The organism is Winogradskyella marincola (genome assembly GCF_029624125.1).
GTDB classification, from domain to species: Bacteria; Bacteroidota; Bacteroidia; order Flavobacteriales; family Flavobacteriaceae; genus Winogradskyella; species Winogradskyella marincola.
Genome location: NZ_JARSBN010000001.1, coordinates 145332 through 157894 on the forward strand (window position 1 = coordinate 145332; position 12563 = coordinate 157894).

Consider the following 12563-nt stretch of genomic DNA (forward strand, 5'->3'; position numbering starts at 1 on the left):
TGTCGACAGACAGCCTCGAAGTGACATTATCACTAAATAAATGTCTATGATTTAATTTGAATTTCTATTTAAAAAAGCAGTTACAAACTGTTCTTTTTTTCGGGAAGACACTGGGATTTTTTTTCCATTCTTCAAATGAATAACTCCAGATTTGTCATATTTATCAATGAATTTTAGGTTGACCATAAATGATTGATGTGGTCTTGTAAAATTGGCATTGGTAAGTCGTTCTTCAAACTCTTTCAACGTTTTTGAGACCAAATGTTTTTTACCATCATTACAGTAAAATGTGGTATAGCCTTTATCAGATTCACAGTACATCAACTCATTTAAATCTACAACCTGAAAACTATCTTGAAGCGAAAGTATCAGCTTATCACCTTGATTTTGCCACACGTTTTTAGCTACACTTATCTTTTGCTTTTGTTCAGTGACTGTAAGTTGCTTTACCTTATCTAATGCAATTTTTAACTCTTCAACATCAACAGGTTTTAATAGGTAATCCACAGCTCCCATTTTCAGTGCTTTTAAAGCAAATTCTTCGTAAGCCGTTATAAAAATCACTTTGAATTCAAGGTGTTTTGTTTGTTCTAAAAACTCAAAGGCATCACCATCAGTTAGGTTAATATCCAAGAAAATAAGTTCTGGCTTACAAGCATTGGCAACAATAACAGCTTCTTTTACAGACTCACACTCGCCTACTACACGCACATCTGTTTCTATTAACTCTAACAGGTTAAGCAACCCTTTTCTTATATAAGCTTTATCTTCTACTATAATTGATTGCATTAGGCTATGTCTTTTTTATAAGGAATTACCAAAGTTACAATGGTACCTTGTTCGTTATAGTGTTTTCTATCTTCAATTTTCACGGAACCGTTGATATTAAAATCTTTAGATAGCATTTTTAACCGTTCTGAAGTTATGGTTGTTGCCAAAGACTTTTTATCTTTCCTTTTATGACTATTCTGTGCTTCTATACCAATTCCGTTGTCTTCTATGGTACAAATTAATTCTTCCTTTATATATTTTAATTGAATATCAATTTTTCTATTTTCTTTTCTGTCTTCAAAGGCATGTTCAATAGCATTTTCAATAAACGGCTGAATGAGCATTGGTGGTATTTTAAACAATTCTTCATCAATAGTTTTATCTACCAAAATTGTATAGTTATAAGATTGATTATCCTCAAGATTTTGTAGTTCTAAGTAATTATTTACTGCTTCTAACTCTTGTTTTAGAGGCACTAATTTATCTCTTGAATTCTCTAATGTAATTCGCAATAATTTTGAAAATTTAGACAAATAAAACACCGATTTTTTGTTTTCCTTATTCAGTATCATTCCTTGCAAAACAGATAGTGAATTAAAAATGAAATGAGGTGTCATCTGAGAACGTAACAGTTTCTGTTCTATAGCAATATTTTGGGTTTTTGCTTTTTGATGTCTCAATTTTAATGAGAAAATGATTCCGCCTAATATAATAGCACTAACTAAAAACGCTATAACACCCAAAAACAGATTACGTTTAGATTTTGCTAAATCTTGAGAGGTGGTCAATACTGTTTTTGTCAACTTTAATTCTCTAATGTTAGCTGAATCTAGAGCTTGTTTGTATTTATATTCGTATTCTAATTCGGATAACTTCTTAATATTATCTTTACTAAATAGGCTATCACTTAACGTCTTGAACTTTTTGTGTTCCTGCAATGCTTTTTTGTAATTACCTAAATTTTCATAAATAGTAGAAAGTAATTCTGAAACCTTGTTTTTACCTTCAAGAAGATTCAATTCATCAGCAATTTTTTTTCCTTTCAATGTATAAGATAGCGCTTTTTGAAACTCATCTTCATCGTAATAAGATTCTGCAATTCCTAAGTAATTAACAGCCAATGAATATCGGTTGTTGTTTTCTAAGCTTATTTCAATTGATTTTTCAAAACTCTCCCTAGCTTTTTTGGGTTCTTTGAGCAGCAAATTAATTTCGCCAATACTGTACAAACAATTGGTAATTTGTCCAAGGTCATTAATCTCTCTACTTAACTCCAGAGATTCGTTAATGTATTCTAATGCTTTGTTATAAGCTTTTTTCTCTTTATAGATATGACCTATGTTGCCTTTATTAACAGCAATAAGATCTTTGTATTCTATTAGTTCTGCAAAATGAATAGATTTTTTATGATACTCTAATGACTTATCAAGTTTATCAATGCTTCTATAATTATTTCCAAGGCTATTTAGTGCGTTAGACATACCCAAAGTATCACCCAACTTTTCTTTATAAATATAAGCTTGATGGTAATACTCTAATGCTTGATGATAGTTACCTTGGTCACTATAAATATGCCCTAAACCATTGAGTGCGTATGGTGTACCATATTCGTGATTTATTTCTTTGCTTAGTTTTAATGTTTTTTTATAGTATGAAATGGCTTTAGGGTATGCACCAGTTTTTGCATAAATATTACCAATATTGAGATAACCTGCAACCAATTGTTCTTTATCACCTAATTCTTGATAAAGCTTTAGTGCCATTTCTAAGTAGTTTAACGCTTCGTTGTTATTAGATCTCAACAGGTGATTTACACCTATTGAATTATAAGAAGATGCTATACCTCTCTTATCATTTATAGACTCGAATAATTTTAATGATTCTTTAAAATAACTAAGGCCTACTTTGTAATTAGACTTTCTACTTTCTAAAATTCCTTTTAAAGACAATATATTAGCTTTACCCTTAGTGTAATCTAATTCTTCTGAAATGGATTCCCCTTCATCTATATATTGATTAGTTAAGTCAACATCCTTATTATATAGAGAAAATGCCAAATCATATAACAAATTAACTCTTGTAGTGTCTCTACTTTTATGATTCTGTAGTTCTGTTTTTAGACTGTCTACCTCTGAATTTTGCGAAAACCCAATCAATGGCAATAATAAACAGTAAAGTAAGGTAAAGACGAATTTCCTTTTCATAAAGGTGGTAACTTGAGGTTATATGCTAATTGACTATTTAATAATACGCATAAATAATCAATTTAATGATATTGCATAAAACTTAAGTTCGAGAATAAATATTCGAAACGTCTTAAGCTAAATTCGTGAAGTATCATTTCATATCCGTATTAAAGAACACGAAATGACTAATTCTTTTATAAAAACTAAAAAATGGAATTTAATTAGCTAACCACCTCACCATAAAGGTCAAAGTCTTCAGCCTCTGTAACTCTTATTGTAGTGAATTCTCCTGTCTTTAGATACACTTTTGAAGCATCAATCAATACCTCATTGTCCACATCTGGCGAATCAAATTCTGTACGGCCCACAAAGTAATTGCCTTCTTTTCTGTCAATAACCACTTTAAACTCTTGACCTATTTTTGCCTGATTAAGTTCCCAAGAAATCTGAGATTGAATTTCCATAATCTCATTGGCACGTTGCATTTTTACCTCTTCTGGCACATCGTCTTCAAGCTTATAAGCGTGTGTATTTTCTTCGTGAGAATAGGTGAAACAACCCAAACGCTCAAAACGCATATCTTTTACCCATTGTTTTAACGTTTGAAAATCCTCTTCGGTTTCACCAGGATATCCAACAATTAGTGTTGTTCTAATGGTCATTTCAGGCACTTTGGCTCTAAACTCTTCAATTAATTTAGTGGTTTTAGCCTGTGTTGTTCCTCGACGCATACTCTTCAATATAGCATCTGAGATATGTTGTAATGGTATGTCTAAATAATTACAAACCTTTGGCTCACGCTTCATAATATCCAATACATCCATTGGAAAACCTGTTGGGAATGCGTAATGCAAACGAATCCACTCAATACCTTCTACTTTTACTAAGTTTTCTAGCAATTCTGCAAGGTTTCGTTTTTTGTATAAATCGAGTCCGTAATAAGTTAAGTCTTGAGCAATAAGAATTAATTCTTTTACACCAGAAGCGGCTAATTTTTCAGCCTCTATAACCAAATCTTCAATTGGTGTACTCTTATGCTTACCACGCATTAAAGGAATAGCGCAAAAACTACATGGTCTATCGCAACCTTCTGCTATTTTTAAATATGCATAATTTTTTGGTGTTGTAGTTAAACGCTCACCTATTAACTCATGCTTATAATCTGCACCAAGAGCTTTAAGCAAACCAGGTAGTTCCGTTGTACCAAAATACTGATCTACGTTAGGAATTTCCTTTTCTAAGTCTGGCTTATAACGCTCACTCAAACAACCTGTTACAAAGACTTTATCAACCTCACCAGCTTCCTTTTTTTGCATGAATTCCAGAATCGTGTTCACGCTCTCTTCTTTAGCGTTGTTTATAAAACCGCAAGTATTTATAACAACCACATTCCCTTCTTGCTCGTGCACTACATCTTTACCGCTAGCTTTAAGCTGTCCCATTAAGACTTCGCTGTCGTAAACATTCTTACTACAACCAAGTGTTACAACATTAATTCTATTCTTCTTCAGTGTTTTAGTTCTCATGCTTTATCGTAAAATCAGTTTGCAAAGATACAACGGAAATTAAACCTTTTGTATATTTATGTGTCTTATATAAAAACTTAACCATGAAATTACCAAAAATAGTACTCGTATTATTTGGTTTATTAACTATAGTATCTTGTTCTAGTGACAATGACTCGCCTAACGATTCTGACCCGCAAAATGGGACTATTTATTTTCCACCTTTAAATTCTGATAATTGGGAAACAAAATCTATATCAGAACTCGACTGGAATGAGACAGAATTACAGCCACTTTTGGATTACCTAGAAAACAAGAATACTAAAAGCTTTATGGTATTACACGAAGGAAAGATAGTTATTGAAGCTTATTTTAATGGCCACTCTAGTACATCTCCATGGTATTGGGCAAGTGCCGGAAAAACACTAACAACAGCTTTAACTGGTATTGCTGAAAGCGAAGGTTATATTTCTATTGAAGATAAAGTTTCTGATTACATAGGTACCGGTTGGACGAGTGCCAACATAGATAAAGAAAACCTCATTACGTGCAAACATTTATTATCCATGACTTCTGGATTGGATGACAGTGAAGGCGATGGTGTTGAACCAGGGGATTTACAATACATTGCAGATGCAGATACACGTTGGGCTTATCATAATGTTTATGTAAAACTTCAAGATGTCGTATCTCAAGCCACTAACCAAAGTTGGGATGACTACCTAGAGACCAAGATTTTGAATCCAACCGGAATGAGTGGTAGTTATTTTAATGTAGACGACTTTAATGTCTTTTGGAGTAATACCAGAACTATGGCACGTTTTGGGCTATTAAACTATGCTAATGGAATATGGGAAAACAACCAAATAATACCAGAAAATTACCTAAATGATGCAGTAAACACTTCGCAAAATATAAATTTGGCTTATGGCTATTTATGGTGGTTAAACGGAAAAAGCTCGTATCATTTACCGCAAAGTCAATTTGAATTTCCAGGAAAACTTATTCCAAATGCTCCTAACGACATGTATGCAGCTCTCGGAAAAAATGATCAAAAAATTTATGTGATTCCAAGCAAAAAACTTGTGGTTATAAGAATGGGACAAGCTGCAGATGATGAAAATTTTGCCTTATCTGGTTTTGATAATGAATTATGGGAAAAGATAAACGCACTAATAAATTAATTATAATTCTTTGGAGAAACTCGCGTTTTTGAGGCTTGCTCATATGCATAAGCCCATTCTAACAATTGCTTTTCTTGCAAAGGTTTTGCTATAAATGTAAGACCTTTTGGCTCTCCTTCGTTTGTATATCCCATAGGTACTGTTAAAGCCGGAAACTCAGCAACCGCAGCAAAAGCCGCATGACTATTATTTACAGACAAAAATCCATCTAAATTATGCTTACGCATTGGGATATTAAAATATGATGTTCCATTAGTTTTTAAGGTGTCTTTTATCGCTTTTAAATAATCAAGATCACCTTCATCACTAGCAATACCATAAAACAAATTTTGACCATAAGGCATTCTATTTACAGAATCCTTTTTGTTGAACGCAATAACATCATTTACAGATTTCATTTTTAGATTACTATTAGCTGCATTAGAAAAGTACGCTGGCAAATCTTTCTTCATATCAATATTAAGTAATCTTAAAAAGTTAGGTAAACTGAGGTTTTCTTCTTCAATTTCAACGATAGTGGCGCCTTTATTTTTTAAAACACTTAAAGCTTTTGTATATAAACTATCCTCTAAGAAACGCTTAGGCGCACCAAAACGTTTTCCTTGAAGTGTATTTTGTGTTGAAAAATTAAGATAAGAAACTCTATTTGTATTCAAAGATTTTGAGTCCTTAGAGTCGTAACCATAGATTGCATCTAAGATTATAGCATTATCCATTACTGTTCTCGTTATAGGACCTGCTGTGTCTAAAGTTGAAGAAATTGGCACTATACCACTGCGGCTAACCAAACCAATTGTTGGTTTTAGTCCTACAACAGAATTCTGGCTGGCAGGAGATAAAATAGAACCAGCCGTTTCACTACCAATCGTAGCTGCTGCAAAATTAACTGAAGTTGCTACTCCGCTACCAGAACTAGAACCACCTGTATCAAAAACTCCTCTTCCGTATGGGTTTAAAGTTTGGCCACCAACAGCAGAATATCCACTAGGACAATCGCCACAAAAGAAATAAGCCCATTCGCTAAGATTTACTTTACCTAGAATTAAAGCTCCTTTTGTTTTAAGCTGTTTTGTAATAAATGCATCTTCTGTAATGTTATCTTTTAAAGCAACTGCACCTGCCGTTGTAGCCATACCAGAAGCATTAATATTGTCTTTAAGTAAAATTGGCATACCAAAAACAGGATGCGGAGCTTGAATAAAATTAGTTTTGTCTGCTATCTTAGCTTGTTCAATAACTTCTGGATTAATAGCAATTACTGAATTTAGTGATAACGAATTTTCTCTATCAAACTTTCTTATTCTGTACAGATAGAATTTTACTAACTTTTCATAATTGAGATCTCCAATTGCAATGTTTTTTTGAAGCGTTGGTATATCTCGTTCTAAGATATAAGATTTTAAACTGTTATAGTCAGCTTCAGTAAAATCTTCCATCTGCGGATTAATTTCTGCCCAGATGTCTGCTTTAGTTAGATTTTTAGAATCTCGTACTTTAAATTCTCTAAACTCTTTGTTTGATATTGCTTCTATGCCAGAGGTGTCTTTTTCTTTAACGCTTGTTTCAGATTTTGAAATTGGTTCTCTAGCTTCTCTAGATTTTGAATCTTTACATGAAAAAACTAACAATAAAGCTAGTAATGATAATATGTAGCGCATAATCTGTATTTTTTATAAAAATACGAAAACCAAGAATAAAAAAACCTTACAGATAATATCTGTAAGGCCTTTATATTTTGAAAAAATAAGATGCTGAAACAAATTCAGTATAACAAAAAACTGTCTGTTATTTGAAAAAAGAATCTACAAACTCATATTTATTAAATACTTGTAAATCTTCAATACCTTCACCTACTCCTATATATTTTACTGGAATTTGAAATTGATCACTTATACCTATAACCACTCCTCCTTTTGCAGTTCCGTCTAATTTTGTTACTGCCAATGAGGTTACCTCTGTTGCCGCTGTAAATTGTTTGGCTTGCTCAAAAGCATTTTGACCTGTAGAACCATCTAAAACCAATAAAACATCGTGTGGTGCATCGCCAACAACTTTTTGCATAACACGTTTTACTTTAGAAAGCTCATTCATTAAGTTTACTTTGTTATGTAAACGACCAGCAGTATCTATGATAATAACATCTGCATCTTGATTAACTCCAGATTGTAAAGCATCAAAAGCCACAGAAGCAGGATCACTTCCCATTTCTTGTCTTATCATTGGTATCTCTACTCTATCTGCCCAAACTTGTAATTGGTCTATTGCAGCAGCTCTAAAGGTGTCTGCTGCACCAAGCACTACTTTTAACCCTTTCTTTTTAAACTGATATGCTAACTTACCTATAGTCGTGGTTTTACCAACACCATTAACACCAACAACCATTAATACATAAGGTGTTTTTTTACCATTGTCTTGCGCTGGTAAATTAGGAATGTTATAATCGGTTTCCTCACCAGAATTAGTTTCGGATAATAATCCTGCTATTTCCTCTCTAAGTATTTTGTTAAGCTCTGAGGTTCCTAAGTATTTATCTTTAGCAACACGCTCTTCTATACGCTCAATAACTTTTAATGTTGTATTAACACCAACATCACTGGTTACCAAAATTTCTTCAAGATTATCCAGAACATCATCATCTACTTTAGATTTTCCTGCTACTGCTTTATTTAATTTGGTAAAAAAAGAGGTTTTGGACTTTTCAAGCCCTTTATCTAAGGTTTCTTTTTTTTCTGAAGAAAATATTTTTTTAAAAAAACTCATTGTATTCTATTTGGTTAGCTAGTAGCAACAACCTTGCCTTGTTTGTTTAACTGCTAAGTTGTCAGACTTCAAATATAGCTTAATATTTTTAGTTGACATATAGACAATCTATGATGCTAAATAAGAACTATATTACATAATAAGGTTAAAGCATCATCCCTTTTGACATCTACAAAATATCACAAAAAAAAACTGCTTTCTAATCGAAAGCAGTTTGTAAATCTATATCTATATACAGATTATTTTTTATCTAAAAAGTCATTGACAAGTTCTGGTGCCATTACTGATTCTACAAACATGTATGCTCCAGTTTTTGGTGATTTCACCATTTTAATAGCTTTTGTCAATCTTTTTGATCCTGTCTGTAAAGACGCTACTGATTTCTTTGCCATAACTTAATTATTTTATCTCTTTATGTACTGTCATACGCTTAAGAATAGGATTAAATTTCTTAATCTCCATACGGTCTGGCGTATTTTTCTTATTCTTTGTTGTAATGTATCTAGAAGTTCCTGGCATACCAGAAGCTTTGTGCTCTGTGCACTCTAAGATAACCTGTATTCTGTTTCCTTTCTTTGCCATTGTATATTGACTTTAGCGTATGCTTTTATTTATAAAATCCTTTTGCTCTAGCTTCTTTTAATGCAGCAGAAATACCAATTTTATTGATAGTCTTTAATGCTGATGTAGAAACTTTTAATGTTACCCACTTATCTTCTTCAGGAATATAAAAACGCTTTTTAATCAAGTTTGCATTAAACTTGCGTTTTGTTTTGTTCATTGCGTGAGAAACATTGTTTCCTACCATCGCTTTTTTCCCAGTAAGTTCACAAACTCTTGACATTGTATTCTTTCTTTAGGTACGTTAATTCTATCTGTTGGCTCTTCTTGCCTTTTATTAAGATAATTTGCTTTTAATTACCTCTATAAAAACTAAACATCCTTGTAGGGATATTTTTTAACAGGGTGCAAATTTAGTAAAACTTTATGTTTCAACAAACATAAAGTTCTACTTTTTTAATATTTCTTTTTGCAACATCTCAAAAGCCTTGTTTGTAGCCCTAATAATTACCTTTTCTCTAAGGTTACCAAAATTATATTCTTTTGAGTGCACACCAGACTGAGTTGCTATTGCTATCCATACTGTACCAACATCGGCATCTGATTCTCCTTTAGAGGGTCCTGCATTTCCTGTGGTGCTTATTCCGTAATCTGACTTAAATAGTTGACGTACATTAACTGCCATAGTTTCTGCTACCTCTTTACTAACTACAGATTTTGAAGCTATATCTTCTTCTGGTACATTAAGCACATTTATTTTAGACTCTGTTGCATAGCTTACAATACTTCCTTTAAAATATTTTGAAGCTCCTGCATTTGCTGTAATGGCTTTTGCTATTTGACCACCTGTGCAACTTTCTGCTACAGATAAAGTTTCTTCTTTCTCTGTAAGTTGTTTTCCTATAACTGCTTCTATAGACAGATCTTCTTCATAACCAACAAAAACATCTTCGATTTGTGGACGTAATAGATCTATTTGTTGTTTTAGCTCGTTCTCTAATGTTTCTTTATTATTAGATTTTCCAGAAAGTCTTAACCGTACTCGTCCTAAGCTTGGCAAATAAGCGAGCTTAATAAAGCCTGGCAAACCATCTTCCCAAGCTTCTATCCTATCTGCAAGTGCACTTTCACCTATACCATAGGTTAATAGTGTTTTGTGTATTATATATGGAAACTTGAACTTAGATCGTAATAAAGGTATAACCTCATCTTTTATCAAAGCTTTCATTTCATAAGGCACACCTGGAAGCGATACAAATACTTTACCATTTTTCTCCATCCACATTCCTGGTGCAGTGCCATACTTATTCATCAATACCTTAGACTTAGATGGCACTAAAGCCTGATGTTTATTTACGGTTAAAAGTGGTGCATTATATTTTGAAAAAATTTGCTCTACATTTTTGAGAACAGACTTATTTTCAATTAATGTATCATTAAAATACTCGCAAATGGTTTGTTTGGTAATATCGTCCTTAGTAGGCCCTAAACCACCTGTAATGATAATTATATCAGCATTTTCTTCAGCCTCTTTTAAAGCTTTTAGAATATGAGCTTTATCATCTTGTACAGAAGTAATCTGATAGACAGAAACACCTATCTTATTAAATTCTTTACCTAAAAATGCTGAGTTTGTATCTACAATTTGACCAATGAGAATTTCATCACCAATTGTTATAATTTCTGCTTGCATTTATAATCCGAAATCAGATTTTATTTCGTTTGTTGCATTTTCTACAGCTGTAAGTACTATTTGAAGCTGAGCATCAATATTTTTATCTTCTTGCTCGTACTTGCCCCAATCTTGTACTTCTATTAATGCATCATATACGCCTAAATCAAATAACTCTATGGTTGGTTTCATTTTGTGAGCAGCCTGGTAAGTTTCATAAAAATCTCCTTCCGGTACTGCTTTTCTTAAACGTTCAGCATCTTCAGGAACTTCCTCTATAAAAGCTGCTGCCAAAGCCATAACGAAATCTTCGTCGTTATCTGCCATTTCTCGTACGCGATCTAATCTGTAATGTTTTGCCATTTATTTTATTTTTATTGAAAACATTTCTTGGTCTTCAATATATCCTTTTAATTCATCGTTTGCAAAAACCTTACCAACTCCGGCAGGTGTGCCTGTAAATATAATATCTCCAATTTTTAAAGTAAAATATTTTGATACATATTCTATGAGTTCATCAATTTTCCAAAGCATTAATTGGGTATTTCCTGTCTGAACGACTTCGGAATTCTTCTTTAAACTAAAATTAAGATTATTTAAATCTTGAAATTCACTTTTCGGTAACCATTTTCCTACAACAGCAGCACCATCAAAGGCTTTTGCTTTTTCCCATGACAGTCCTTTTGCTTTTAATTGCGCCTGTAGATCTCTTGCGGTAAAGTCTATTCCTAGTCCTATTTCATCATAATATTTATGAGCAAATTTTTTATCAATATGCTTACCTACTTTTTTAATTTTCACCAATACTTCTACTTCATGATGCACTTCATCAGAAAAGTCTGGAATAAAAAACGGTTGTTTTTTAAGCAATATTGAAGTATCTGGTTTTAAAAACACAACAGGATCTGTTGGTTTTTCGTTTTCTAGTTCTTTAATGTGGTCGGTGTAATTACGACCTATACAAATGAGTTTCATATTCATTTCCTGCGTAGGCAGGAATCTTTTTAATTAATTTGACAAAGTTAAGGATATTGCTGGTACTGCCTTCTTTTCACTCCTGTAAGCATTAGAAGCATAAAAACGCCATTCTCCAGAAACATATACTGCAATTGTAAACTCCCCCTCCTCCTCGCAAGTTGCAGAAAATGCAGGAAGGTATTTAATGCGTTTTTCTTTCTTCCTTTTTTTATCTGCAAAATGAAAAGTTACCTCTTCTTCGTTATATGGTATATACAACCACTCAAAGGCTACATAAAAGCCTTCTCTTGGAAAAATTATATCATAGTCTGCAACATCAACTACAGCTTCCTTTTGCTTCTTTTTTAATTCTACAATGACATTCTCTTTTAAAATATCTATATCCGGAAGACTGTCTTTTCCCACGGTAAATAGCCTTAATCTAAACTTCGCTTTTTTATTTTTAAAATTTCCAAAATGAAATTTAATTAACTTAAGAAACTCTGTTTCTTCATAAGCTTCTTTATATGGAAAGTACAATGCTATGATCCACGGATTCTCTGCAAAAGAACCAAAGCCGTGGCATAAGTCTGAATCTTCAATTCTGTTTACTGTCTTGGTTTTCTCTTCAAACTTATCCTTAATAATAACTTCTTCTAAAACCTCTGTTTTAGGATTCAAAAAAATCTCTTCAGACTTTAGAAATAAAGAAACTGGTATTTTGCTACTCTCATAACCTAATGACGATAAACTAACGATCTTATTTATGTCCTCTTCCTTTATTTCTAGACTAAAGCTTCCATCATCATCACTAGAGGTACCAATAGTAGACTCTAGAATAGAAATATTGACATAAGGAATTGGCTCGTTAGTTACTTTATCTAAGACCAAGCCTTTGGCAACGTTTTGTTGCGAGAATACCAGAAATGGAAATAATAAAAAGAATACTTTCATGTGAACCAGGAAA

13 protein-coding genes are annotated in these 12563 nt (G+C 32.7%); 1 reads left to right on the forward strand and 12 read right to left on the reverse strand.

Going from position 1 to position 12563, the window contains the following annotated elements; genetic code table 11:
* Positions 1-51: 51 nt before the first annotated feature.
* The 3 genes from P7122_RS00715 to rimO form a co-directional block, all read right to left on the reverse strand.
* The gene (locus tag P7122_RS00715) at positions 52-789 is read right to left on the reverse strand and encodes a LytR/AlgR family response regulator transcription factor (protein ID WP_278003869.1); all 738 of its coding nucleotides are present in this window, start codon (positions 787-789) and stop codon (positions 52-54) included.
* A complete protein-coding gene (locus P7122_RS00720; protein WP_278003870.1) occupies positions 789-2975 on the reverse strand; it encodes a tetratricopeptide repeat protein in 2187 nt (728 codons plus the stop codon). The genes P7122_RS00715 and P7122_RS00720 overlap by 1 nt, the downstream gene beginning before the upstream one ends.
* A 203-nt stretch (positions 2976-3178) precedes the next feature.
* Positions 3179-4483: a 30S ribosomal protein S12 methylthiotransferase RimO gene (gene rimO, locus P7122_RS00725; protein ID WP_278003871.1), complete on the reverse strand. Its 1305-nt coding sequence runs from the start codon at positions 4481-4483 to the stop codon at positions 3179-3181.
* A gap of 83 nt (positions 4484-4566) precedes the next feature.
* Here rimO and P7122_RS00730 point away from each other — a divergent pair, with 83 nt between their 5' ends.
* Positions 4567-5646, forward strand: coding sequence for a serine hydrolase domain-containing protein (locus tag P7122_RS00730; protein WP_278003872.1), 1080 nt, complete (start codon positions 4567-4569; stop codon positions 5644-5646).
* On the opposite strand, the gene P7122_RS00735 is transcribed toward P7122_RS00730, so the two are convergent.
* From P7122_RS00735 to P7122_RS00775, 9 genes are all read right to left on the reverse strand, one after another.
* Entirely contained in the window at positions 5643-7304 is a 1662-nt protein-coding gene (locus P7122_RS00735; RefSeq protein WP_278003873.1) for an amidase family protein, read from the reverse strand. The two genes, P7122_RS00730 and P7122_RS00735, sit on opposite strands and share 4 nt — an antisense overlap.
* A 127-nt stretch (positions 7305-7431) precedes the next feature.
* Entirely contained in the window at positions 7432-8406 is a 975-nt protein-coding gene (ftsY, locus tag P7122_RS00740) for a signal recognition particle-docking protein FtsY (protein ID WP_278003874.1), read from the reverse strand.
* Between the two features lie 239 nt (positions 8407-8645).
* Positions 8646-8798, reverse strand: coding sequence for a DUF4295 domain-containing protein (locus tag P7122_RS00745; RefSeq protein WP_278003875.1), 153 nt, complete (start codon positions 8796-8798; stop codon positions 8646-8648).
* 7 nt (positions 8799-8805) lie between these two features.
* Positions 8806-8988 carry a 50S ribosomal protein L33 gene (gene rpmG / locus P7122_RS00750; protein ID WP_076616981.1) on the reverse strand — a complete coding sequence of 61 codons (183 nt, stop codon included), beginning with the start codon at positions 8986-8988 and terminating at the stop codon, positions 8806-8808.
* Between the two features lie 25 nt (positions 8989-9013).
* The gene (gene rpmB, locus P7122_RS00755; protein WP_114301300.1) at positions 9014-9250 is read right to left on the reverse strand and encodes a 50S ribosomal protein L28; all 237 of its coding nucleotides are present in this window, start codon (positions 9248-9250) and stop codon (positions 9014-9016) included.
* A 165-nt stretch (positions 9251-9415) separates the two neighbouring features.
* On the reverse strand, positions 9416-10660 hold the full coding sequence (locus tag P7122_RS00760; protein ID WP_278003876.1) for a competence/damage-inducible protein A: 1245 nt from the start codon (positions 10658-10660) through the stop codon (positions 9416-9418).
* Positions 10661-11002 (reverse strand): Hpt domain-containing protein, encoded by a 342-nt coding sequence (locus tag P7122_RS00765; protein WP_278003877.1) that lies wholly within the window; start codon positions 11000-11002, stop codon positions 10661-10663.
* The gene (locus tag P7122_RS00770) at positions 11003-11614 is read right to left on the reverse strand and encodes a fumarylacetoacetate hydrolase family protein (protein ID WP_278003878.1); all 612 of its coding nucleotides are present in this window, start codon (positions 11612-11614) and stop codon (positions 11003-11005) included.
* Positions 11615-11647: 33 nt separating this feature from the next.
* Positions 11648-12550, reverse strand: a complete 903-nt coding sequence (locus P7122_RS00775; protein ID WP_278003879.1) for a carboxypeptidase-like regulatory domain-containing protein — start codon at positions 12548-12550, stop codon at positions 11648-11650.
* Positions 12551-12563 lie beyond the last annotated feature (13 nt).

Excerpts from the sequence above, each read along its gene's own strand:
- P7122_RS00745 (WP_278003875.1), bottom strand. The coding sequence starts at position 8,798 with ATGGCAAAGAAATCAGTAGCGTCTTTACAGACAGGATCAAAAAGATTG.
- rpmB (WP_114301300.1), bottom strand. The coding sequence starts at position 9,250 with ATGTCAAGAGTTTGTGAACTTACTGGGAAAAAAGCGATGGTAGGAAAC.
- rpmG (WP_076616981.1), bottom strand. The coding sequence starts at position 8,988 with ATGGCAAAGAAAGGAAACAGAATACAGGTTATCTTAGAGTGCACAGAG.
- ftsY (WP_278003874.1), bottom strand. The coding sequence starts at position 8,406 with ATGAGTTTTTTTAAAAAAATATTTTCTTCAGAAAAAAAAGAAACCTTA.
- P7122_RS00770 (WP_278003878.1), bottom strand. The coding sequence starts at position 11,614 with ATGAAACTCATTTGTATAGGTCGTAATTACACCGACCACATTAAAGAA.
- P7122_RS00715 (WP_278003869.1), bottom strand. The coding sequence starts at position 789 with ATGCAATCAATTATAGTAGAAGATAAAGCTTATATAAGAAAAGGGTTG.
- P7122_RS00730 (WP_278003872.1), top strand. The coding sequence starts at position 4,567 with ATGAAATTACCAAAAATAGTACTCGTATTATTTGGTTTATTAACTATA.
- P7122_RS00720 (WP_278003870.1), bottom strand. The coding sequence starts at position 2,975 with ATGAAAAGGAAATTCGTCTTTACCTTACTTTACTGTTTATTATTGCCA.
- P7122_RS00760 (WP_278003876.1), bottom strand. The coding sequence starts at position 10,660 with ATGCAAGCAGAAATTATAACAATTGGTGATGAAATTCTCATTGGTCAA.
- P7122_RS00735 (WP_278003873.1), bottom strand. The coding sequence starts at position 7,304 with ATGCGCTACATATTATCATTACTAGCTTTATTGTTAGTTTTTTCATGT.
- P7122_RS00775 (WP_278003879.1), bottom strand. The coding sequence starts at position 12,550 with ATGAAAGTATTCTTTTTATTATTTCCATTTCTGGTATTCTCGCAACAA.
- P7122_RS00765 (WP_278003877.1), bottom strand. The coding sequence starts at position 11,002 with ATGGCAAAACATTACAGATTAGATCGCGTACGAGAAATGGCAGATAAC.
- rimO (WP_278003871.1), bottom strand. The coding sequence starts at position 4,483 with ATGAGAACTAAAACACTGAAGAAGAATAGAATTAATGTTGTAACACTT.